This is a genomic window from Pseudobutyrivibrio xylanivorans (assembly GCF_008935055.1).
GTDB classification, from domain to species: Bacteria; Bacillota; Clostridia; order Lachnospirales; family Lachnospiraceae; genus Pseudobutyrivibrio; species Pseudobutyrivibrio xylanivorans_A.
Window position 1 is genome coordinate 2,775,622 of sequence record NZ_CP043028.1, and the last position, 22,566, is coordinate 2,798,187.

General features: G+C 38.6%; 22 protein-coding genes. 1 reads left to right on the plus strand and 21 read right to left on the minus strand.

Annotation, left to right across the window (positions count from 1 at the left end; translation table 11 throughout):
* Positions 1 to 2 precede the first annotated feature (2 nt).
* Positions 3 to 881: a YicC/YloC family endoribonuclease gene (locus tag FXF36_RS12585; RefSeq protein WP_167511382.1), complete on the minus strand. Its 879-nt coding sequence runs from the start codon at positions 879 to 881 to the stop codon at positions 3 to 5.
* A gap of 141 nt (positions 882 to 1,022) precedes the next feature.
* On the opposite strand from FXF36_RS12585, the gene FXF36_RS12590 reads away from it, so the two are divergent.
* On the plus strand, positions 1,023 to 2,774 hold the full coding sequence (locus FXF36_RS12590; RefSeq protein ID WP_151624611.1) for an Rqc2 family fibronectin-binding protein: 1,752 nt from the start codon (positions 1,023 to 1,025) through the stop codon (positions 2,772 to 2,774).
* Here the strand turns inward: FXF36_RS12590 and recG are convergent.
* From recG to FXF36_RS12690, 20 genes are all read right to left on the minus strand, one after another.
* Complete coding sequence (gene recG, locus FXF36_RS12595; protein WP_151624613.1) at positions 2,742 to 4,790, minus strand: ATP-dependent DNA helicase RecG; 2,049 nt, start codon at positions 4,788 to 4,790, stop codon at positions 2,742 to 2,744. The genes FXF36_RS12590 and recG overlap by 33 nt on opposite strands.
* 4 nt (positions 4,791 to 4,794) lie before the next feature.
* Entirely contained in the window at positions 4,795 to 6,315 is a 1,521-nt protein-coding gene (locus tag FXF36_RS12600) for a DAK2 domain-containing protein (protein WP_151624615.1), read from the minus strand.
* Between the two features lie 14 nt (positions 6,316 to 6,329).
* Positions 6,330 to 6,689 carry an Asp23/Gls24 family envelope stress response protein gene (locus tag FXF36_RS12605; RefSeq protein ID WP_151624617.1) on the minus strand — a complete coding sequence of 120 codons (360 nt, stop codon included), beginning with the start codon at positions 6,687 to 6,689 and terminating at the stop codon, positions 6,330 to 6,332.
* A gap of 106 nt (positions 6,690 to 6,795) precedes the next feature.
* Positions 6,796 to 6,981, minus strand: a complete 186-nt coding sequence (gene rpmB / locus FXF36_RS12610; protein ID WP_015549663.1) for a 50S ribosomal protein L28 — start codon at positions 6,979 to 6,981, stop codon at positions 6,796 to 6,798.
* Positions 6,982 to 7,101: 120 nt separating this feature from the next.
* Positions 7,102 to 8,538: a peptidoglycan D,D-transpeptidase FtsI family protein gene (locus FXF36_RS12615; RefSeq protein ID WP_151624619.1), complete on the minus strand. Its 1,437-nt coding sequence runs from the start codon at positions 8,536 to 8,538 to the stop codon at positions 7,102 to 7,104.
* Positions 8,539 to 8,545: 7 nt separating this feature from the next.
* Positions 8,546 to 9,559, minus strand: coding sequence for an FtsW/RodA/SpoVE family cell cycle protein (locus FXF36_RS12620; protein WP_167511383.1), 1,014 nt, complete (start codon positions 9,557 to 9,559; stop codon positions 8,546 to 8,548).
* Between the two features lie 313 nt (positions 9,560 to 9,872).
* Entirely contained in the window at positions 9,873 to 11,984 is a 2,112-nt protein-coding gene (locus FXF36_RS12625; protein WP_151624623.1) for a peptidase U32 family protein, read from the minus strand.
* Positions 11,985 to 12,043: 59 nt separating this feature from the next.
* Positions 12,044 to 12,469: a cell division protein ZapA gene (locus FXF36_RS12630; protein WP_151624625.1), complete on the minus strand. Its 426-nt coding sequence runs from the start codon at positions 12,467 to 12,469 to the stop codon at positions 12,044 to 12,046.
* Between the two features lie 85 nt (positions 12,470 to 12,554).
* Positions 12,555 to 13,568, minus strand: a complete 1,014-nt coding sequence (gene ruvB / locus FXF36_RS12635) for a Holliday junction branch migration DNA helicase RuvB (protein ID WP_151624627.1) — start codon at positions 13,566 to 13,568, stop codon at positions 12,555 to 12,557.
* A 24-nt stretch (positions 13,569 to 13,592) separates the two neighbouring features.
* A complete protein-coding gene (ruvA, locus tag FXF36_RS12640) occupies positions 13,593 to 14,213 on the minus strand; it encodes a Holliday junction branch migration protein RuvA (protein WP_151624629.1) in 621 nt (206 codons plus the stop codon).
* A gap of 18 nt (positions 14,214 to 14,231) precedes the next feature.
* Positions 14,232 to 15,662 carry a tRNA (N6-isopentenyl adenosine(37)-C2)-methylthiotransferase MiaB gene (miaB, locus tag FXF36_RS12645; RefSeq protein ID WP_151624631.1) on the minus strand — a complete coding sequence of 477 codons (1,431 nt, stop codon included), beginning with the start codon at positions 15,660 to 15,662 and terminating at the stop codon, positions 14,232 to 14,234.
* 14 nt (positions 15,663 to 15,676) lie between these two features.
* Positions 15,677 to 16,921 (minus strand): glutamate-5-semialdehyde dehydrogenase, encoded by a 1,245-nt coding sequence (locus FXF36_RS12650; RefSeq protein ID WP_151624633.1) that lies wholly within the window; start codon positions 16,919 to 16,921, stop codon positions 15,677 to 15,679.
* Positions 16,918 to 17,499 (minus strand): 5-formyltetrahydrofolate cyclo-ligase, encoded by a 582-nt coding sequence (locus FXF36_RS12655; protein ID WP_167511384.1) that lies wholly within the window; start codon positions 17,497 to 17,499, stop codon positions 16,918 to 16,920. The genes FXF36_RS12650 and FXF36_RS12655 overlap by 4 nt, the downstream gene beginning before the upstream one ends.
* Positions 17,486 to 17,701, minus strand: a complete 216-nt coding sequence (locus FXF36_RS12660) for a DUF896 domain-containing protein (RefSeq protein WP_243143510.1) — start codon at positions 17,699 to 17,701, stop codon at positions 17,486 to 17,488. The genes FXF36_RS12655 and FXF36_RS12660 overlap by 14 nt, the downstream gene beginning before the upstream one ends.
* Before the next feature lies 1 nt (position 17,702).
* The gene (proB, locus tag FXF36_RS12665) at positions 17,703 to 18,536 is read right to left on the minus strand and encodes a glutamate 5-kinase (RefSeq protein ID WP_151624637.1); all 834 of its coding nucleotides are present in this window, start codon (positions 18,534 to 18,536) and stop codon (positions 17,703 to 17,705) included.
* A gap of 199 nt (positions 18,537 to 18,735) precedes the next feature.
* Positions 18,736 to 19,527, minus strand: coding sequence for an RnfABCDGE type electron transport complex subunit B (locus FXF36_RS12670; protein ID WP_151624639.1), 792 nt, complete (start codon positions 19,525 to 19,527; stop codon positions 18,736 to 18,738).
* A 13-nt stretch (positions 19,528 to 19,540) separates the two neighbouring features.
* Complete coding sequence (rsxA, locus tag FXF36_RS12675) at positions 19,541 to 20,125, minus strand: electron transport complex subunit RsxA (protein ID WP_151624641.1); 585 nt, start codon at positions 20,123 to 20,125, stop codon at positions 19,541 to 19,543.
* Positions 20,125 to 20,988, minus strand: a complete 864-nt coding sequence (gene rsxE / locus FXF36_RS12680; RefSeq protein WP_151624643.1) for an electron transport complex subunit RsxE — start codon at positions 20,986 to 20,988, stop codon at positions 20,125 to 20,127. The genes rsxA and rsxE overlap by 1 nt, the downstream gene beginning before the upstream one ends.
* Entirely contained in the window at positions 20,981 to 21,604 is a 624-nt protein-coding gene (locus FXF36_RS12685) for an RnfABCDGE type electron transport complex subunit G (protein ID WP_151624645.1), read from the minus strand. The genes rsxE and FXF36_RS12685 overlap by 8 nt, the downstream gene beginning before the upstream one ends.
* Positions 21,597 to 22,553, minus strand: a complete 957-nt coding sequence (locus tag FXF36_RS12690; RefSeq protein ID WP_151624647.1) for an RnfABCDGE type electron transport complex subunit D — start codon at positions 22,551 to 22,553, stop codon at positions 21,597 to 21,599. Before FXF36_RS12690 ends, FXF36_RS12685 begins: the two co-directional genes overlap by 8 nt.
* Positions 22,554 to 22,566: the final 13 nt, after the last annotated feature.

The following is a 22,566-nucleotide window of genomic DNA, read 5'->3' on the forward strand; positions in this document are numbered from 1 at the left end:
GATTATTCTATATTTTGAATTTGCTCCCTAACCTTTTCGATAAGTGTCTTCAATGTGATGCCAATATCAGCAATCTCAACATCAGTAGACTTTGAAAGAATTGTATTTGCCTCTCGGTTAAGCTCCTGAGCAAGGAAATCAAGCTTTCTACCAACCTCTTTATCTAAATCAAAAACGCTTCTGGTTTCAGCAACATGGCTCTTTAAACGAACCATTTCCTCGTCTATGCAGATTTTATCTGCATAGAGAACAACTTCCTGAGCAATGCGATTCTCATCAATATGATTGTCGTCTAAAAGCTCATGAACCTTTGTCAAAAGACGTGAGCGATATTCCTCTATAATCTTAGGACTACGAGCTTCCAGCTTCTCAACTAATGAGAACATTTCATCCATCTTTGACTTCAAATCAGTCTCAAGACGCTTTCCTTCTGCAATTCTTGACTGAACAAACTGCTCTATACAACCATCAAGTGCTGTTAAAACAAGCTCGCTAAGTGTATCCTCATCAGCGTCAATCTCTTCGATTTCGATAACGTCTGGAAGACGAGATATACTGCTGGCCTTCATGTCGTTATCAATGCCGAGCTTCTCAGCCATGGCAGAAATTGATTCATAGTATTTTAAGGCAATTGCATCATTAATAGATACCTGATAGCAGGCATCAGAATGCTCATTTAGAGTAATATAAACATCAACTTTTCCCCTGAAAATACTTTCACTGATTTTGTTTCGAACTGTGCTCTCTAAGAAGTTGAGCTTCTTAGGAAGTTTAACATTAAGATCCAGATATCTGTGATTTACAGACTTCATCTCTATTGTTACTCGGGCATCCTTATTCTCAGCAACGCCCTTACCGTAACCTGTCATGCTTCGTACCATTTTAGTCTCCTTCGAGTACTACAATCGCAAACTACCCCACATTTACATAGTTGTTTTTAATTATAATTAAATGTATTATAAGATGCAAGTGCAAAAGTCCGTAGACTTGTTGTACGCAGTCAATAAAGGAAGGTAAAAATCATGGCACTCGACGGAATTTCAATACACGCATTGGTACACGAATTCAACGAAAATCTGTTGAATGGAAAAATAAATAAAATTTCTCAACCAGAACGCGAAGAGCTTTTAATCACAATTAATACCCAAAATGGGAACAAGCGGCTTTTGATATCAGCAAACGCTTCTCTCCCCTTTATGTATATTACCGAAGATAATAAGCCTGCGCCAGCTACAGCTCCAGGCTTTTGTATGCTTCTTCGTAAGCACATTGGTGCTGGTCGAATCATCGAAATCTCTCAGTTAGGCTTAGAACGAGCTGTTCGTTTCAAAATCCAGCATCTAAACGAAATGGGTGATATAACTTTTAAATATCTTTACGTAGAGATTATGGGAAAGCATTCAAATATTATCTTCTGCAATGAAGATAATATGATTCTTGATTCTATAAAGCACGTTCCATCCTCAGTAAGCTCTGTTCGTGAGGTTCTTCCTGGAAGGGATTATTTTATTCCCGCGCAGAAAGGAAAGGTCAATCCTCTTGAAGCAACAGAGGATTATGTAAAAAATACAGTCTTAAAGCGAAGCGATTCAGTATATAAAGCAATCATGTCTTCTTTTATCGGATTCAGCCCAACCATTGCAAATGAAATCTGTTTCAGAGCAGGAATTGATTCTGATGCCAGCTGCGCTTCTCTCTTCGATGAGCACAAAGACAGATTCTATAATGTATTTGAAGGGCTGATGCAGTCCGTTAGAAATAACGATTACAACTACAACATCATTGTAAATCCTGCAAAGGATGAACCTTTGGAATACGCACCTCTTACGCTTAATATGTATCAGGACATGGAATCAAGAAATTTCGAAACCATGTCAAAAGTACTTGTTGAGTTTTATGCAAAGAGAAATCAATACACCAATATTAGACAGAAATCATCAGATTTAAGAAAGATTATCTCAAATCATATAGATAGAGCGTCTAAGAAGCTTGATTTACAGACAAAACAGCTTTCTGATACTAATAAACGCGATAAGTATAAGCTTTATGGTGAACTGCTTCATACTTATGGATATGAGGCAAAGCCAAATGATAAATCAATCACTGTAATCAATTATTACAACAATGAGGAATTGACCATTCCACTTGATCCAGATTTATCAGCTTCTGAGAATGCCAAAAAATATTTTGATAAATATTCAAAGCTTAAGCGTACGGCAGAAGCTCTTGATACATTTATTGAACAGTCAAAAAATGAGCTTGATCTTTTAAAGTCTATTGAGACTGCTCTTAATATTGCTGAGACAGAATCTGATCTTACTGAAATTCGAAAAGAGCTTTCAGATTACGGGTTTATTAAAAAACACTCTGGCAATAAAAAAGAGAAATCTCAAAAGAGCAAACCACTTCACTTTATCGATGATAATGGTTTTGATATCTATGTAGGTAAGAATAACTATCAGAATGATGAGTTAACCTTTAAATTCGCAACAGGAAATGACTGGTGGTTCCACACTAAAAAGATTCACGGTTCCCATGTAATTGTCAAAACTGGCGGAAAAGAACTACCTGACAGCAGTTATGAATATGCTGCAGAAGTTGCTGCTTACTACTCTTCAGGCAGAGAGTCAGATAAGGTAGAAATTGACTACCTACAGAAAAAGAACGTAAAAAAACCTGCCAGCGCAGTAGCAGGTTTTGTAGTGTATTACACTAACTATTCACTTGTTGCGACTCCAACTTTAGAGCACGTAAAACTGATTAGCGAGAAATGAGTTTAGAGTGGACCTTAGGGCTTGATGATTTTCAAGCTCAGGGTCCTCTTTTATTATGGAATCAACATCTGAAGATGCCATTTCAAGTTCGTCAGCATCCTGATAAATATCAGCAACCTTAAAAGCGAATTCACCACTTTGCCTGACACCAAACATATCTCCAGGACCTCTCAGCTTTAAATCCTCTTTGGCAATAAAAAATCCATCATTTGACTTAAGCATAATATTAAGTCTCTCAGATTCCCTATCCTCAGAGCTTGAATTCATAAGGATACAATAGCTTTGCGCACTACCACGACCAACTCGTCCTCTAAGCTGATGAAGGGCTGCAAGACCAAATCTGTTAGCGTTTTCAATAAGCATAACCGTAGCATTTGGAACATTTACTCCAACCTCAACAACAGTAGTACTTACAAGAATCTGTGTAGCATGGTTAGCAAAATCTGCCATAACCTGGTTCTTTTCTGCGGGCTTCATTTTGCCATGCAAAACTCCTACCTCATATTTATCATTAAAATACTTTTTAAGCTTCTTACTGTATTCTGTGACATTCTGTGCTTCAGTTGTCTCAGAAGCCTCTACAAGTGGGCAAATAGCGTATACCTGGTGTCCCTTTTCAATTTCATCCCGAACAAATTTTAGAGCAGATGCTCTCATGCCCTCCTTGATAACACAGGTCTTTATAGGTAATCGATTTGCAGGCATTGTCTTAATGGTAGACACATGCATATTACCATAGAGAATCATCGCTAATGTTCTGGGAATAGGAGTTGCAGACATGACAATAATATGGGGATGCTCACCTTTTTGAGAAAGCTTATCTCGCTGCTGAACGCCAAATCTATGCTGCTCGTCTGTAATAACTAGTGCAAGATTATTAAAAGTTCTGCCATCTGAAATCAATGCATGTGTACCAATGATTAAGCATGCAGGATTTTCATCTACAGTCTTCTGCATCAGCTTTTTCTCAGATGCCTTCATGGAACCGGTAAAAAGTACAACAGGAATGTTAAGACCAGAGGCTTCAACCCATTTTGAAAAAGTCTCAAAGTGCTGCTTTGCCAAAACTTCTGTTGGGGCCATTATTGCAGACTGATAGCCAGATAAGGCTACATCAAGCATAGCAAGAAAAGCGACGATAGTTTTACCACTGCCAACATCGCCCTGGATTAATCTTTGGGTAACATAATCTCCCGATAAATCAGATACTATATCCGAAAGTACTTTAGACTGATCTTCAGTAAGCTTAAATTCAAGGCCATCCTTGAAAGCATCAGTTTCTGTGTGATGAGTGATATGGAAACAATTTTCGAATGAAACGCTTTTGTTTTCCTGTAGCCTTGAATTAAGAATAAAGAAAAACATTTCCTCGTAGGCAAGTCTTCTTCTGGCCTTCACAAGCTCATCGAAGTTTTCAGGAAAATGATAAGCATATAAAGCCTTCTCATAAGACATAAAATCATTTTTGGATTCTATATCCTCTGGAAGTCTGTTTGAAGGAATTCTGCACTTCTCAAAAGCCGCTTTCACCGATTTTAAAACAAGATTATTACTCAAGCCCTTTGTCAGGTGATATATAGGCTGAATCTGCTTTCTAATCTTATCATATTTTTCAGGCTCAAATATAACAGGCTGGGACATCTTAAATCGGCCTTTATCGAATATTAGACGCCCATAAAATATATAAATTTTCCCTGGCTCAAAGGATGTCTTTAGATAATTTGAATTGAACCATACCAAATCAACAGGGACATCACCTGCATAAGTTGTTACAGACAAAACATCCATTTTACTTCTGGATTTAAAAACCTTTGGACTGGTTTTAAGTCTTCCCTGAATACTAATAAGTGAATTTACATTGTCCTTGTCTGGAGTGCTTGGCGCAGGATAAACTAAATATGTACGCGGAAAAAAAAGGAGTATATCCTCTATGGTATATACTCCTAACTTATTCAATAATTTAGTTGTCTTTTCGCCAACACCCTTTATAGTGTCTACTGGTGACAACAATTCCATAACATTACTCCACTGAAACGATGTATGCGTAAACTGCCTGGCCGCCCTCAGAGATTTCAATTTCAAGGTCTGGATATTTCTCCTCTACAGCCTTTCCGAGAGCTTCAGCCTTTTCCTGGTCACTGCCTTCGCCCCAATAAATTGAAACAACAGCAGAATCCTCGGTAACCATCTGATCAATCATCTCTTTGAAAGCAACAGAAATATCAGCATTTACAGAAAGAAGTCCTGTATCTGCCATACCCATCCAGTCGCCCTTTGTGATTTCCTTATCATCGATAACTGTATCACGAACGGCATATGTAACCTGACCAGTCTTAACATTCTTGATTTCCTCAGTCATGTTTGACTCATTGTCCTCGACGCTTGCGTCTGGATCAAAGGAAATAAGAGCTGTGATACCCTGTGGGATAGTCTTTGTAGGGATAACTACAACCTTCTTCTCCTCACAGATAGCAGCTGCCTGGTTTGCAGCAAGAATAATATTTTTATTATTAGGTAAAACAAAAACTGTCTTTGCATTAACCTTTTCAACTGCACTAAGGATATCATCAGTACTTGGGTTCATTGTCTGACCACCTGGAATCATGTAGTCACAACCAAGCTCTGTAAAGATAGATGTAAGTCCATCACCTGTAGCAATAGAAACAAAACCCATCTCCTTCGCTGGCTCAGCTGGCTCTGCCTTTGCAGGAGCATCTTCCTTCTTTGAAGAAGATGAAGTCTCATCACCAATCTTTAAGTCAACAATATCTCCAAGTGAAAGCGCTTCTATCTTTGCTTTAAGTTCCTTAAGCTGATAAGAAGCAAGTGGCTTATCGCTTTCAATAACAAATTCAACAGTAGTCTTTGTCTTTTCAGCTGCCTTAGCAGGAGCCTCTGCAGCAAATGCAGTATAATCAACTTCCTTGCCAACAAGTGCATCATACGCACCCTGAAGTACGCAAACAAGTCCCTGTCCGCCTGAATCTACAACACCAGCCTGCTTTAAAACAGGAAGCATATCTGGAGTTTTTGCAAGAACTGCCTCTGCCTCGGCGATAACAGCCTCTGCAAACTCAACGATATCATCAGTCTTGCCAGCCATTTCAACTGCCTTATCAGCAGCGCCGCGAGCTACAGTAAGGATTGTTCCTTCCTTTGGCTGCATAACTGCCTTGTAAGCTGTCTGGACAGCCTTCTCAAATGCCTCACTTAAAATCTCAACAGTAACCTCGTCATGCGCTCCCATGACCTTTGTAAGACCTCTGAAGAGCTGAGATAAAATAACACCAGAGTTACCTCTTGCACCTCTAAGTGAACCAGAAGAAATTGCCTTAGCAACTGTCTTCATATCTGCATTTTCAAGCTCCGCAACAGCATTGGCTGCTGACATAATAGTCATACACATATTTGTACCTGTATCACCATCTGGTACAGGGAATACGTTTAATTCATTAATCCATTCTTTCTTAGCCTCGAGATTCTTAGCTCCTGAAAGAAACATCTTTGCTAACAAAGACGCATCGATTGTTTGGATCTCCACTTAATATTTCCTCCTTAGTCAATAACCCTAACGCCTTCGACGTAGATATTGATTGTATCAACAGTTAATCCAGTAAAAGACGATACCTTGTATTTTACTGTTTCTATAAGGTTTTCTGCAACAGCCTCAATGCTGACACCGTATGAAACAATAACATGAAAATCTAAAGAAATTGCATTGTTCTCATTTATATCTACACTAATACCATGATTAAGGTAGTCTTTCTTAAGTAGCTTTACTAAGCCATCCTTCATATTTACAGCTGCCATTCCAACAATGCCGAAGCATTCAACCGCAACTGATCCAGCATAGGTTGCAATAACATCTGTGTCGATAACGATTTTACCAAGTGCTGTTTCCATTTGACCTTGCATAACCTACCTCCAAATTCGCATATTTTTTCATGATAAAAGATTATACACTAATTAGTGCAAAAATAAAAGTCACCCTTTCGAGTGACTTTCACAATATCGTGTAAGATTAAGCACGCTCAACCTTGCCAGAACGTAAACAAGAAGTACATACATATAACTTCTTAGGTGTTCCATTCACATTACACTTAACGGACTTCACATTAGACTTCCACATATGATTGGATCTTCTATGAGAATGGCTCACATTGTTACCGAAATGAGCGCCTTTTCCACAAACTGCACATTTTGCCATGATTGCACCTCCTTGTAAAATATTTCAAAAACCAAGTGTGCGACTTAACGCAACAAATGGATTATAGCAAAGCAATTTATAAAATGCAATGATTTTTTCTTAAATAAATCATGAAATTAATTATTTTTCGAAATAAGCGTTGAAAACCTTGGCTGCAAGGGGCGCCGCATACTTACTTCCATAGCCCGCTCCTTCCATAATTACAGCAATAGCTAGCTTTTTACCATTGTTATCCGTTGCATAACCTACAAACCATGAATGGGTGAGCTTTTTGTTGTTAGAATACTCTGCTGTGCCTGTTTTGCCGTAGACCTTTAAATCTCCAAAATCGACGCTATCAGCAGTTCCATCCATGACAACAGCTTCCATATAATCATTAAGCAAATCCACTTCGCTTTGAGATATAAGCCGCCCAAAGCTAACCGGTTCCGTTTGAGATACTATTTCTCCATCCTCACTGATAATTTTGTCTGCAATATATGGTTCCATAATTATACCATCATTTGCAATTGCTGAAACAATCATAGCCATATGAAGTGGTGAAACTGAAGTAGCTCCCTGACCAATTGCAGTCTGAGCAACAATACTTTCTTTTGTATCACCATCAATTTTAAATGCAGATTTTTTGGTAGAGTCAAGTAAAGTAGGAAGTTCCTTGTTAAAGAGTAAATCCTCAGCTGTTTTGATAAATTTGTCTCTATCCAGATTTATACCCATGTAGGCATAGGCACTATTGCAGGAATTTGAAAAAGCTTTTAGTAAATCTTCACTTCCGTGTTTCTTATTGCTACTGCAATGTATTGTATAGTCAGAAACATCAATACTTCCCTTACAATCAAAAGAAAAACTTGGATCACCACTATGTTCTCTTAAATAGGCCAGGGTTGTTATTATTTTAAAGGTAGAACCCGGTGGATATGAGCCATTTGTAGCTCGATTTAGAAGAACCGAACTGTTATTTTCCTCATCATTAATATCATCCCAATACTCTGCAATAGTATTAGGATTATAATCAGGCTTTGAAACCATGGATATAATCTTTCCTGTATCCGGTTCAATAGCAATTACAGCTCCATCAAATAGCCCCAGACCCTCAAAAGCAGCTTTTTGGGTGTCGTAATCAAAAGTGGTATAAAGACTGTCTCCCTGACTTTTTACACCTGTAAGACTATTATTAATCTGATCCTTTAGAGTTATATGAGATTTTAGTAAATCAAATGAGTATCTGGCTTCAAGTCCAGCCATTCCCTTGCCAACATAACCCACAGAATGACAAAACAGTCTCTCGTCAGGGTAAACACGAACCTCTTTGCCCTCGTCATCCTTAGTGGTTTTGGCCATTACGTGCCCATCTTCTGTATAGATATTTCCTCTTGTAACATCATCTGCAAATACAGAAAATCTTGCATTATATGAATTATAAATAAATTCTTTAGAATCATTCTTCAAAAATGAAATAAGATAAAAAATCATTCCAAGAAAAACGATGGCAAAAATACCAGCGATAACATATATTTCTTTTCTTATAGAGTTTTTATGCGAATTATTTCTAGTCATTACTCCTCTACTTTCTACGGCGGATAACTGGCAGCTGCCATAATTCTTCAGAGCATTCTGCTATAAGCGAACCAATAAACATTGATAACAAGGAGCTTCCACCATAGCTTATGAATGGAAGTGTTACACCGGTGGATGGTATAAATTTGATAACACCACCAATATTCAAAATGGTTTGAATAGCAAAAATAATGGCAAATCCGCTGTTAACAAGCATATAAAAACTATAAGTGCTGTTAAATGAAATATTAAAAATCATAATAACTGTGCACATATAAATAAGGATAAGGCATATAGCCACAACCGCACCCATTTCCTCTGAAATGGCCGCAAAAATAAAATCTTTAACAACTACAGGTATCTTGTTTGGAAGACCGTTATTCAGTCCAGAACCAAGCCAGCTTCCTGTACCAATCGCAAATAAAGACTGAGATATCTGATAGCCTTGATTGTCAATTACAGATAATGGATCCGACCAGGCCAAAAATCGAGTTCTGATATGTGGAAACATGCTATAGGCTAAGATTCCACCAATGGTTGCAATCCCCAACTCCATAATTAGAACAACATAATTCTTGTAGGCTATAAAAATCAAAAATACATAAGTGACAAGAAATATTAATGCTGTTCCTAAATCCTTTGAATATACAAGCACAAGAATATGAAGAGCTGCTCCGATTCCCGCTATTAAAAAGCCTCTGAAATCCTTCCAGGTAACAATGCAGCCACTGATGAAAAACAGGTAGGAAAGCTTAACAAATTCACTTGGTTGTATGCTAACAGCCCCAAATGATAAGGATAACTTTGCACCATATTCTGTTGTACCAACCAGACTGACGGCCAGCAGTGAAAGTATGCCAACAATAGCAAAAATAAGCATGTATTTATTAATGCTTGTAATTCTTCTCAAAATATAAATAACCAGACAGCCCACAGCCAGGGCGATTATCGTAAATACGAATTGCCTTATAGCTCTTGCCATCTTTAATCTTTCAAGCATTACGTAACTAAATGAAAGCATCAAAAAAATATTATTTAGCAAAGCTTTAGATGCTGGAACAGTCAAAGCATTTAGCACAATGGAGCAAACTGCAAAAAACAAAAGTTGTAACGTCAGAAGGACTAAAATGCTCGCATCATCTTTGGAATAAAACAAAACCACTGACGAGTTAACGAGAAATAAAACAATCATTACTGATTGGATGGTAGTTAAAATGCTTCCGAAAGCTTCGCCAATGCGATGTTCAAATACCAATATGCAATCACAAATAGTAAAAATAATTATGTAAGCAAGAATTGTTATTCTTGAAAAGGATGTAATTACACTAACCAATCTACTCTACTCCTCGTTTTAAATGTCCTTTAGTATAATCCTCTGAAAATCTAAATGGTCTATCGCCAACAATTGACTCCTGGTATGCCTTTAAAATGTCAGATGTTTCCCTATAATCTTCTACAGTAAAATCAAGTCTGAACTCCCTGATTCCGAGAGAAAGAAGATCCTGCTTCAGTTCAAAAGCAATAAAGCGCTTGCTATTATAAATTGTGTTATAACAGTAATCACAATTGCATTGAACTATTAAATTTTCATTTTTACGATCAACAATTGTTATTCTATCGTTTTGCTTGCGACAGCCTAAGGTATTCTTTACAGTACAGTTTGCTGTTACCATCATCGGAATACGGCTATAGATAATCATTTGAGAACGGCTGTTATCTCTATGCTTAAGTTCTTTAATTGAAAGCTCATAAGGAATACAGTCCATACCAAAACTAAACCTGTTAAAGCCTTGGATACTCCTATTGTTGAAGGTATAAAGCCTGTGGTCTAAAATAATTTTTTCTGTCGGATAATTATTTGAAATAAGCCAGCCAAGCTCATCATAGGAAGCTGCAATTACACCAGCAGTCTTCGGACTAATCTTAAGCTTTGATAAATACTCTTTTCTAAGAACTGTTGGAAGATAAATAAATAACTCTCCATCAAAAGTCTTGTCAGCTTTATCAAATAATGAGTATGGAACTGCCAGTCGCTTGACCTCATCAAAGGATATTGCTGCTTTTAATTGCTCTTCATTTGAAACAGTCACAAATAGTCCAGGTAAGCTCGAAATGTTCCCTTTAAAATTCAGCTCAGAAAAATCCTTAATTACAACGTCTCTATCACCACTTTCAAGCTGTGCTAAAAGCTCATCGATAGCTGCTCTTCTGGCATTCTTTATTACAGAAACCGGAAGAAAAATATTATCATCGTAGTCTATAGAAAGCTTGTTTAGTTCAAAAGGTGTATTTCCAAGTCCTGAGACGGCCTTTTCAATGTCCTCACGGGTTGTAGGTTTTTTGCTGGCAGCTTCAATAACGTTTCCCTTAGAAGTAGCAATATGACCACTCTCGTCACTAAACTGAACTTCAAACTCCTTACCAAGTATTGCACTAACTTTACAATCCAACTTTATTTTAGCGCTTGAGGTGACAGCTGACTCTGACTCGGATTTTGTATGTGATGGAGCCTCAAAAGTAATCATTTCTGGGCCGTTATGTCTTGTCATATAAAGATCTGTAAAGCCACTGCGATTACCATAGTCTAAAAGCTTTTGAATGTCTTCTTCAGTGACGGAATAATTCTTTGCACCCCTATATAAATATTGATCAATATAATGCCTATAAACACTAACAACACCTGTTGCATAGCTAAGCTGCTTCATTCGTCCTTCAATCTTAAAAGACATCACTCCAGCTTCAATCATCTGTGGCATGTAATTTATGGTACAGAAATCCTTTGGCGAAAGAATATAACTGCCCTTTTTATTCAGATGCTTACCATTATCATCATAAGCCTCGTATGGAAGACGGCAAGGCTGCGCACAACGGCCACGATTACCAGAACGGCCACCAAGAATAGATGACATAAGGCACTGCCCTGAATAACATACGCAAAGGGCCCCGTGGATAAAGCTTTCAATCTCCAATTCAGGGCATTCCTTGTGAATAGCTGCAATTTCCTCAAAGGATATTTCTCTTGCAGTAACGATTCTTGTTGCACCTAAATCTTCGAAGAACTTGGCTCCGTGGCCTGTACACAAACTGCACTGTGTGCTTACATGCACGTGAGTATTTGGAAAATATTCACGGATAAAGTTGAAAACTCCAAAATCCTGAACGATAAATGCATCAATACCATTTTCAACGTAAGCTCTAAGATAGTCGTACAGCTTAGATTCTATCTCAAGATTTTTAAGCAGCGTATTTACAGTAAGATATGCCTTGCGTCCATGAAGATGGGCATATCTTATTGCCTCAGCAGCCTCTTCAATAGTGAAATTCTTGGCATAGGCTCTGGCGCCAAATAAATCTCCACCAAAATAAACTGCATCTGCTCCTGCATCTACAACAGCCTTGAAGATTTGTAAATCACCTGCTGGTGATAGTAATTCTAATTGATTCATACTACTTCCTTTAAAAAATATTCTAAAAAAATAATAGAGTCCCAAACTGGGACTCTTGATTAATCATCTGATAATGAACCTAGAAGCGCATCCTCTAGGGAAGCCTCAAGTTTAGTCTTTTGAAGAAGAAGCTCTTTGTTCTCCCTCTCAAGCTTTGTAATTGTCTCTTCTAAGGTCTCTGTCTTTAACTGAGCTGAAATCAAATCATGCTTAAGATTATAAATTTCCTTATCTCTAATTTCTAAATCTGACTCAAGGGATTCAACCTGTGATTTAGCCTTGAAATAATCATCTGCAATATTCAGCTCTAGTAATGTGGCCTTAAGGTCAGCCGAAATACGCTTATAATCATCAATCGAATTAAACTCATCAAGCTTTGAATTGATGTAATTGGCTACCTTCTGAAGATATTCCTCCTCTTCGTAACCGCTTAACGTATATACTTTCCCGCCTATAAGCACCTTTGCGCTTTTTTCGGAAACCATAACGTATCCTCCCGTCAGAAATTCAAGTATTATTATATAGTTCTTTAGCCCTAAAAACAATAGTCACAAGGCTTAAATAACAGAATTACGCAAGATTTTCTGGAACTGGCATATTAAAATGCTCATAGGCAAGCTTTGTTGCAACTCTTCCCTTAGGAGTCCTGATAATTAGTCCGTGCTGTAATAAATATGGCTCGTAAACATCCTCGATAGTTCCAGAATCCTCACCTACAGTTGCAGCAAGATTATCGAGACCAACTGGACCGCCATTGAAACGTTCGATAATTGCCAGTAAAATATTTCTATCGTTATTATCAAGACCTAGAGTATCAACCTCAAGAGAATCAAGTGTAGCCGCTGCTACTTCCTTTGTGATTTCTCCTTCGAATTTAACCTCTGCATAATCACGAACACGCTTTAAATAGCGATTTGCCAAACGCGGTGTCCCTCTGGAACGAAGTGCAATCTGGTATGCACCCTCATAATCAATAGGAGCATTAAGCTTGGCAGCTGATGCTGTGACGATTGTAGAAAGCTCCTCCGGTGTGTAATAATCCATATGGCCGATAATTCCGAAACGATCACGAAGTGGCGCAGAAAGAAGTCCTGGTCTTGTTGTTGCACCAATAAGTGTAAATCGTGGAAGCTTGGTATGAATGCTTCGTGCTGTGGTATCCTTACCCATGACAATATCTACAGCAAAATCCTCCATAGCTGAGTAAAGTGTTTCCTCAACTGGTTTTGAAAGTCGATGAATCTCATCGATAAAGAGGATGTCACCATCCTTAAGTGTCATTAGAACAGCAACTATTTCACCTGGAATGGTGATAGCTGGACCAGAAGTAACCTTTATATTTGAACCCATCTCTCCTGCCACAATTCCAGCAAGAGTAGTCTTTCCCAAACCTGGAGGTCCATACAAAAGAACATGGTCAAGCGCATCTCCTCGGTTCTTTGCCGCTTCAATATATATTTTCATATTCTCCTTGACCTTAGTCTGGCCGATATAGCCGTCAAAAGACTTTGGTCTAAGAGCATTATCATTAACAAGATCTTCGTGACTTGCTATTGTTGATGTGATTTGTTTGTTAGTAAGCATTATTATCCCTTAAAACTCCCCATTCTATAAGAAACTCATCTGCTTCAACGTATCAGAAAGAAGCTGTTCAGTTGTAGTAGACTCTGTAATAGTCATCTTATCAAGTGCTCGAGCTGCATTGCTTGCAGAATATCCAAGTGAAACAAGAGCTTCTAATACTTCTTCTTTAACAGTTGTAACAGGAGCAGGTTTCTTAGATCCACCAGATAATTCGGATGTTATCTTTGCCTCAAAGGCACCTATGATATCAACCTTATCCTTTAAGTCAATAATTACTCGCTCTGCCGTCTTCTTGCCAACACCAGGTGCTGCAGCAAACGCCTTAGAATCGCCCCCAGCTACAGCAAACTGAATATCACTGACAGTCATATTACTAAGTATTGCCAAAGCTCCTTTAGGACCAATTCCACTAACAGAAAGAAGAAGCTCAAACATCTTAAGCTCCTCCTTCTCATAAAATCCATATAAAGTAAGAGAATCTTCCTTTGGAATGAGCTTTATATTAAGCTTCACCTCGGAACCAATGGCAGGCAGCTGCCTGATTGTGTTCATAGATGAGCTTAATGCGTAGCCAATTCCATTATTCTCTAAAATAACTGTATTATCATCAATGTCAGAAAGTGTGCCTCTAATATAAGCGAACATTGATATTCTCCCTTCGCGTTAAACTTGTTCTCCAATAAAGTAGAACCCTTTACAACAGTTTAACCTAACATCTACAATTTTGCCAATCATAGATTTATCTCCAGGGAAATGAACTGTAACATTGTTCTCAAGCTTTCCCGAAACAAGAGAAGAATCCTGTTCGTTAATATCTTCAACAAGAACCTTCTGAACAGTTCCCTCAAGTTCCTTAACCTTGTCATGACCGTGCTTCTGAACAAGTGCAAGAAGTCTGTCGAAACGATCCTTGATTACGTCCTCTGGGACCTGATTATCCATTGCGGCTGCAGGGGTTCCTGTACGCTTTGAATAAATAAATGTAAATGCACTGTCATAATGAACCTTGTCTACTACATCCATTGTCTCAAGGAAATCCTCTTCTGTTTCACCTGGGAAACCAACAATGATATCAGTAGTAATTGCCACATCAGGAATACGTGCTCTAAGCTTCTCAACAAGTCCAAGATAGTGCTCCTTTGTATAACGGCGGTTCATCTTCCTTAAGATTTCTGTACTACCTGACTGAAGAGGTAAATGCATATGCTTGCATACCTTGTCGCAGCTAGCCATAGCCTCGATTAATTCATCTGATAAATCCTTTGGATGAGGAGTCATGAAACGTATTCTCTCAAGACCTTCAATATCATTAACCATCTTAAGAAGCTCTGCGAAAGTCACCTTCTCCTCAAGTCCAACACCATAAGAGTTTACATTCTGACCAAGCAGCATAACTTCAACAACGCCATCAGCTACAAGACTCTTAATTTCCTCTACGATATCCTCTGGCTTTCTGGAACGCTCACGTCCACGAACATATGGAACGATACAGTACGAGCAGAAATTATTACATCCAAAGCTGATATTTACACCAGATTTAAATGGATACTTACGAGAAATTGGAAGATTCTCAACAATCTTGTCGGTATCCTTCCAAATATCGATAATCATGCCCTTCTTATTCAGAAGTGCTGTAGTGAAAAGCTCTGCAAACTTATAAAGATTGTGAGTACCAAAAATAAGGTCAACAAACTTGTAGTTAGCCTTAAGATGCTCAATAACAGTTGGTTCCTGCATCATACAGCCACAGAGACCTATCATCATATCTTTATTCTTTTTCTTGTAGCCATGAAGAATTCCAAGATGTCCGTATACCTTATTGTTAGCGTTTTCACGAACTGTACAAGTATTGTAAATTACAAAATCTGCATTCTCGCTTTCAGTCTCTACATAACCAATTTCCTTGAGAACACCAAGAAGCTTTTCAGAATCGCGGGCATTCATCTGACATCCAAATGTAGTTACACAACATGTAAGCTTACGCCCAAGCTCAGCTTCCTTCTTCTCTACTAATTTCTTTGCTTCAGCGATAAAATAATACTGACGCTCAGGCTCCTGTTCAGGAGCATTGTTTAATAAATCTGTAATACTCATTTATACTTCCTATTCTAACCTCTGATTTGACCATCCCCATAGATGGTATATTTATAACTTGTAAGAGCCATAAGTCCCATTGGTCCCCTGGCATGAAGCTTCTGAGTGCTGATGCCAATCTCTGCACCAAAACCAAACTCAAAACCATCAGTGAAACGTGTAGACGCATTCACATAGACACACGCTGCATCAATTCCATTTAAGAATTTCTCTGCACTTGTATCATCCTTTGTGATAATAGCCTCAGAATGACCAGTGTTGTATTTATTTATATGTTCAATAGCTTCCTCTACTGAAGAAACTGTTTTGACCGAAATAATATAATCAAGATACTCGGTGCCAAAATCCTGCTCTGTTGCTACCTCGGAGCCCTCCATAAGCTTACGAGCTTTATCGTCTGCGAATATCTGAACACCCTTTTCTCTCAAAGCTGTATTAAGCTCAGGCAGAAGCTTTGGTGCAATATCCTCATGAATAACAAGTGACTCAGCAGCATTGCAAACTCCAATTCGCTGTGTCTTCGCATTTACGATAATTGAAATCGCCATATCAATATCAGCATCGTAGTCTACGTAGATATGACAGTTACCCGAACCTGTTTCAATAACAGGTACGGATGCATTTTCAACAACCGATTTAATCAGACCTGCACTACCTCTTGGAATAAGCACATCTATATATCCATTAAGACGCATCATTGCAGTTGCAGTCTCTCGTGAGGTATCCTCAATTAATGTGATGGCATCAACTGGATAGCCACCTAATTCCAAAGTATCTCTGATAACTTTTACAATGGCTTTGTTGGATTCAATAGCATCACTGCCACCCTTTAAAATCACAGCATTGCCAGTCTTAAAACAAAGTCCAAAAACATCAGCTGTAACATTTGGTCTGGCCTCGTAGATTACTCCAACAACACCAATAGGAACTAATCGTTTCTTAATATCAAGACCATTTGGACGTTTGAATTCTTCAACAATCTGTCCAATAGGATCTTCAAGCTTAACAACTTCACGAAGGCCATCAGCCATTCCTTTAATTCTGACTTCATCAAGTTTTAATCTGTCAAGAAGTCCCTGAGATAAGCCTTTTTTTATACCATTTTCCATATCAATGGAATTAGCTGTGATAATAGAAGCAGCACGTTTCTCAAGCGCATCTGCAACTGATAGAATAGCTGCATTCTTTTCATCAGAAGAAAGCTTTGCTACCGTATACTTTGATTCCTTGGCTTTTGTTGCTAGTTCAAGTAATGTCATAGTCCACCTCGTTTAATAAGCCGATTGTCAGTCACTATATAATCTAAAGGAACATCCCATTCCTTAGTTTCCAAATTATCAATAACCTGCTGATGGAAAGCAATTCCAATTTTTTTAATATTAGTATGTTTAGTAAAAAATCTGTCGTAAAATCCAGCACCATAACCGCAACGATTGCAATTTTCATCAAATATTAATCCTGGGGTAATGGCGATAATATTATCGAAAGCCTCTAGCTGCGATAATGATAAATTGGGTTCCATGATACCAAAAGTACCCCTTGTAAAATCTTTGTTTAAATCTGTAATTCTATAAAAAGTAAGTTTGTGATTATCAATATTTGAAACAGGAAAATAAAGACTTTTGTTTTCTTTTAGAAGCTTATCGTAAAAAGGAATAAGATTTACTTCACTTCCAAAGGGATAAAAGCATAAAAAAATAGAAGCTCCTTTAAAATCAGATTCTAAAAGAGCTGTAAGATTTAAGACCACATTTTCTGATAATAAAATTCTTTCTTTTGCAGTTAAATTATCTCTAATTTCTTTATACTTTAATCTTAAGTCTTTATTTATTTCCATATTTTTCTCCAAGGTTTTCAACCTTGCCATTTTCATCAACAATGTCAATATTGTTAAGCTGTGCTCTCACATTGCCCTTGATAGCATCGATATAAGCTCTTCTAAGCTTTGCCTGCTCTTCCTTCTCGGCATCTGTAAGGCCTTCAGCCTTGCTTTTGTGATATAATTCGTTGATTCTTGCAATATCTTTCTCTGTAATCATTTTAATCCTCTAATAAATCTATTACATGAACATCATCACGCTTGTTAGCAGTGAATAATGTACCTTTATCTTTGTTTTCAAAAATACGATGAATATTACCAATATGGGCTCCATTAGTAATAACCATATCAGCACCTGAATAAGTTGCAATCTGAGCAGCTCGAAGCTTTGCAGTCATTCCCCCCGTTCCAACATTTGATGTACTATCCGAGCTTGCCATATCCATAACAGCTTCTATATCCTCAACAATTGGTACAAACTCAGCATCAGGATTGCTTCCTGGATCATCAGTGTAAAGACCATCAATATCTGAAAGAAGTACTAATGCATCCGCTTTTACTAAAGCAGCAACGATGGCTGAAAGTGAATCGTTGTCACCAAACTGAATCTCGTGAGTAGCTACAGTATCATTCTCATTTACAACTGGAATAACACCCAGCTCAAAGAGCTGTTCGAAGGTATTTCTGGCATTCTCTCTCGATTCAGTGTCGGTCATGGTCTTCTTAGTCATAAGAATCTGACCTGCGCGCTGATTGTACTCTGAGAAAAGCTTCTGATAAACAGACATAAGATAAGCCTGCCCAATAGAAGCACATGCCTGCTTTGTAGCTAAATCCTTAGGACGCTCCTTTAAACCAATCGCATAGCGGCCAACAGCTATAGCACCAGAAGAAACAAGACAAACATCCTTGCCCTGAGCTCTAAGATCACACAATTGACGCACCAAGCGTTCCAGCTTTGTATAATCAATATTGCCAGTTTCATCATGAGTAATAGTTGAAGAGCCAACCTTTACAATAATTCGCTTCTTTTTAGTAAAATCATGTCCGTACATAACACTTCTCCCGTATTATTATCCGCTACATCATACCAATAAATATCATTTCGTGCAAGTGCTGACGCAAGCTCGTGTTCTCAAAAAATTCGAATCTCTTAATTGGATAAAGCTCAAAGTCTACGAATAATACAAAAAAAGCGACCTTAAAATCTAAGAAGGCGTGAGCTTCGAAAGACATCAAAGGTCGCTTATATTATTAAAGTATTATCTTACGAGGACAAGCTTCGGCACATTTACCGCAGCTTGTGCACTTGTCTTGATCGATGTGTGCAAAGAAGCCTTCTACATGAATTGCGTCATGCTCGCAGACCTTCTCACACTTATGGCATCCAATACAACCAACCTTGCAGACAGCCATAACATCCTTACCCTTGTCATTGTTGTGGCAACGAACAGCGTGTCCAAAGTCGTAAGGAATAAGCTCGATAAGATGGTTTGGACAAGTAGCAACACACTTGCCACAGGCCTTGCAGGCTTCCTTATCTACAAGAGCAACTCCATCTACGATGTGAATTGCATCAAATGGACAAGCCTTTACGCAGGAACCAAAACCCATACATCCATAAGAGCAAGCCTTTGGGCCGCCTCCAGGAACGAAGGCCATAGCCTTACAATCCTCAACGCCAGTGTAATCATAAAGCTGCTTTGCATTCTCGCAGGTTCCGTTACACATTACAAAGGCCACCTTTCGAACACCCTCTTCTGCGGCAACTCCCATAATCTCGGAAACCTTTGCAGCAACAGGAGCACCACCTACAGGACACTGATTAACAGGAGCCTCGCCCTTTGCAATAGCTGCAGCCAATCCAGAACATCCAGCGTAGCCACAACCACCACAGTTATTTCCAGGAAGAACTGAAAGTACAGCTTCTTCCCTCGGGTCAACCTCTACTTTAAACTTTTCAGATGCAAAGCAAAGGAAAAATCCAATAATACAACCGGTAGCGCCAACAATAACAGCTGCCAGTAAAATTCCTGTTATACTCATTTGTCAGCCCTCCTTATATTACTCCAGAGAATCCAAGGAAAGCCATAGCCATAAGTCCTGCTGTGATAAGAACAATAGCTGAGCCCTTGAAGGTCTCTGGGATATCGTTGTATTCGATTTTCTCTCTGATACCTGCCATGATAACGATTGCAATTGTAAAACCAACTGCAACGCCAAAACCATTGATAACAGACTCGAGAATATCGTAGTTGTTAGTAACATTATTGATTGCAGTACCAAGAACTGCACAGTTTGTAGTAATAAGTGGAAGGTATACACCAAGTGACTTATATAATGATGGAACATTCTTCTTTAAAACCATCTCAACAAACTGAACAAGTGCTGCAATTACAAGGATGAAAACGATTGTCTGCATGTACTCAAAACCAGTAGGCGCAAGAATAAACTTATAAATGAGCGATGCAACAAAAGATGCGATTGTAATAACGAAAATAACCGCTCCGCCCATACCTGCAGCTGTTTCAACTCTCTTTGAAACACCAAGGAAAGGACAAAGACCAAGGAACTGAGAAAGCACAACGTTATTTACAATTGCAGATGCTACTAATAAAAGTACTAATCCTGTAAAGTAACTCATTATTTATTCTCCTCCTTTCCTGCAATATCGTTATCAGCATAAGAAGAATCAGAACCTGATTTTTCAACATCCTCTTCATTCTTTGCGTTTGCTGTCTGCTTAACTGGGTCAGCTACTGGTGTTGGCTTTGCAACATCCTTTGGATCAACTGGTGGAACCTCAGCTACATGGTGAGTCATGGACTTACCGGTGCAGGCAGTTGAAAGTGTACAGCCTGAACAATCTCCTCCAAGGCATCCTTGAACTGCAGGAAGTGGCTTACCCTTTGCTTCCATATTCTTACGAACAACATTCATTACTGCTACAAGAGTTCCAAGAACGAAGAATGCACCAGGTGCAAGTCCAAATAATGCGATATGGAAATCATTAAGGATAGAAATTTCAGCGCCAAATACGGAACCATTACCAAGGATTTCACGAACCATACCAATAAGTGTAAGTCCAACTGTGAAACCAAGTCCCATACCAATACCATCGAACATAGATGGAATTACTGGATTCTTAGATGCGTAGCTCTCTGCACGACCTAAGATGATACAGTTAACAACGATAAGTGGAATGTAAATTCCAAGTGATGAATAAAGTGAAGGTGTAAAGCCTTCCATTAAAAACTGTACCATTGTAACGAAGGAAGCAACTACAACAATGAATGCAGGCATTCTTACTCTGTCAGGAATGATATTTCTAAGAGCAGAAATCATCATATTCGAAAGAACAAGAACAACTGTTGTTGAAAGTCCCATACCAATACCATTGATTGCTGATGTGGTAACAGCAAGTGTTGGACACATACCAAGCATCAATACGAAGGTTGGATTCTCCTTCCAGAGACCATTATATAATCTTTCAATATACTTATTCATTTGCAGCACCTCCTACTAAAGAATTAAAGTAGGTTACACATGCGTCGATGCCATTTGTCATAGCCTTTGATGTGATAGTCGCTGCAGAAATTGCATCAACCTCTGATGAAGATGAAGCACCTGTCTTTGTGACAGTAAATATCTCAGCATTGCGGTTTACAAACTGTGAAGCAAATGAACCTTCGCCGGTATCTGTAGCCTTCATACCAAGACCAGCTGTCTCGGAGATGCTAGTTATTGAATATCCATTGATAACACTATCATTAGTAATACCAATCGAAAATGTGATTGAGCCGCCGTAACCAGCTTTTGTTGTATCTGTGATTACATAACCAAGAACATTTCCGCTTGCATCTACAGCCTTTGCGACATTATCAATAGTATCATCTGTGTAACCAGCTGCCTGAACTATCTCAGTAGCTGCATTTGAATCAAAATCTTCGATTGGCTCAAAAGAAGCTGCGTCAGCAAAAACTGACTGGTAAGCTTCCTGCAATGCAGCAATCTTTGCATTTGCAATTGGAGTCTTTGTAATCTCATAAACAAGACCAAGAGCGAAGCCTGCAACAACTGTGATACAGGTAAGAACCAAAGCGTCTTTAACTAATTTATTCATTAGCCTTCACCTCCTTTGGTTTGCTTGCCTTAGGAATGCCAAAGGCTCTAGGAACTGTAACTCTCTCGATAAGAGGAACAAGAAGGTTACAGAAAATAATTGCGTAGCTTACACCCTCTGCGCTGTTACCATATAATCTGAAAAGACCGGTAAGTACACCGAGGCAGATTCCAAATACCACCCTGCCAAGAGGAGTAACTGGAGATGTTGCGTAATCAGTAGCCATGAAAAATGCACCAAGCATAAGACCACCACCGCAAAGATGAGCAACAATGTATCCTGTATCAAAGCCATGTCCACCAAATAAAGAAATAAAGAGAACAAAGCTTAAAATATAAGTTCCAGGAATCCAAAGATTTATAACTCCAAAAAGTATAAGAATGATTGCTCCAAGCAAAATCAAAAGAGCACTTGTTTCACCGATTGTACCACCTGTACGACCGAGAAGCATATTAAATGTGTTTACTGTCTCACCCTGCTTTAAAAGCTGAAGTGGTGTAGCGCTTGCATAACCATCATATTCAAAATGTGTCATTGTTCCAGCGAATGAAATAAGAAGAAATGCACGGCCACCAAGAGCTGGGTTCATGAAATTCTGTCCTATACCACCGAACAACATCTTAACAACAACGATTGCAAAAACTGAACCAAGTACAGCCTGCCAAACTGGAAGTGTATATGGCAGATTCAGTGCAAGGAGTAATCCTGTTACTACTGCACTCAGGTCCTTGATTGTATTTTTCTTATGTGTTGCTAATTCAAATAGGTACTCTGAAAGCACGCAAGTCAGAATACATACAAGAATTAGTAATAATGCCCTGAGGCCAAAATTGAATATACCATAGATGGTAGTTGGCATGAGGGCAATTATTACGTATAACATGATACGAGAAGTATCATCCTTCGCTCTCACATGTGGAGATGAAGATACTCTTAATAATTCGCTCACGATAATTCCTCCA

What these genes read in the sequence shown, in the direction of transcription:
- FXF36_RS12585 (WP_167511382.1), bottom strand. Translation starts at nt 881, where the DNA reads ATGGTACGAAGCATGACAGGTTACGGTAAGGGCGTTGCTGAGAATAAG.
- FXF36_RS12590 (WP_151624611.1), top strand. Translation starts at nt 1,023, where the DNA reads ATGGCACTCGACGGAATTTCAATACACGCATTGGTACACGAATTCAAC.
- recG (WP_151624613.1), bottom strand. Translation starts at nt 4,790, where the DNA reads ATGGAATTGTTGTCACCAGTAGACACTATAAAGGGTGTTGGCGAAAAG.
- FXF36_RS12605 (WP_151624617.1), bottom strand. Translation starts at nt 6,689, where the DNA reads ATGCAAGGTCAAATGGAAACAGCACTTGGTAAAATCGTTATCGACACA.
- rpmB (WP_015549663.1), bottom strand. Translation starts at nt 6,981, where the DNA reads ATGGCAAAATGTGCAGTTTGTGGAAAAGGCGCTCATTTCGGTAACAAT.
- FXF36_RS12615 (WP_151624619.1), bottom strand. Translation starts at nt 8,538, where the DNA reads ATGACTAGAAATAATTCGCATAAAAACTCTATAAGAAAAGAAATATAT.
- FXF36_RS12620 (WP_167511383.1), bottom strand. Translation starts at nt 9,559, where the DNA reads ATGCTTTCATTTAGTTACGTAATGCTTGAAAGATTAAAGATGGCAAGA.
- FXF36_RS12625 (WP_151624623.1), bottom strand. Translation starts at nt 11,984, where the DNA reads ATGAATCAATTAGAATTACTATCACCAGCAGGTGATTTACAAATCTTC.
- FXF36_RS12630 (WP_151624625.1), bottom strand. Translation starts at nt 12,469, where the DNA reads ATGGTTTCCGAAAAAAGCGCAAAGGTGCTTATAGGCGGGAAAGTATAT.
- ruvB (WP_151624627.1), bottom strand. Translation starts at nt 13,568, where the DNA reads ATGCTTACTAACAAACAAATCACATCAACAATAGCAAGTCACGAAGAT.
- ruvA (WP_151624629.1), bottom strand. Translation starts at nt 14,213, where the DNA reads ATGTTCGCTTATATTAGAGGCACACTTTCTGACATTGATGATAATACA.
- miaB (WP_151624631.1), bottom strand. Translation starts at nt 15,662, where the DNA reads ATGAGTATTACAGATTTATTAAACAATGCTCCTGAACAGGAGCCTGAG.
- FXF36_RS12650 (WP_151624633.1), bottom strand. Translation starts at nt 16,921, where the DNA reads ATGACATTACTTGAACTAGCAACAAAAGCCAAGGAATCAAAGTATACG.
- FXF36_RS12655 (WP_167511384.1), bottom strand. Translation starts at nt 17,499, where the DNA reads ATGGAAATAAATAAAGACTTAAGATTAAAGTATAAAGAAATTAGAGAT.
- FXF36_RS12660 (WP_243143510.1), bottom strand. Translation starts at nt 17,701, where the DNA reads ATGATTACAGAGAAAGATATTGCAAGAATCAACGAATTATATCACAAA.
- proB (WP_151624637.1), bottom strand. Translation starts at nt 18,536, where the DNA reads ATGTACGGACATGATTTTACTAAAAAGAAGCGAATTATTGTAAAGGTT.
- FXF36_RS12670 (WP_151624639.1), bottom strand. Translation starts at nt 19,527, where the DNA reads ATGAGTATAACAGGAATTTTACTGGCAGCTGTTATTGTTGGCGCTACC.
- rsxA (WP_151624641.1), bottom strand. Translation starts at nt 20,125, where the DNA reads ATGAGTTACTTTACAGGATTAGTACTTTTATTAGTAGCATCTGCAATT.
- rsxE (WP_151624643.1), bottom strand. Translation starts at nt 20,988, where the DNA reads ATGAATAAGTATATTGAAAGATTATATAATGGTCTCTGGAAGGAGAAT.
- FXF36_RS12685 (WP_151624645.1), bottom strand. Translation starts at nt 21,604, where the DNA reads ATGAATAAATTAGTTAAAGACGCTTTGGTTCTTACCTGTATCACAGTT.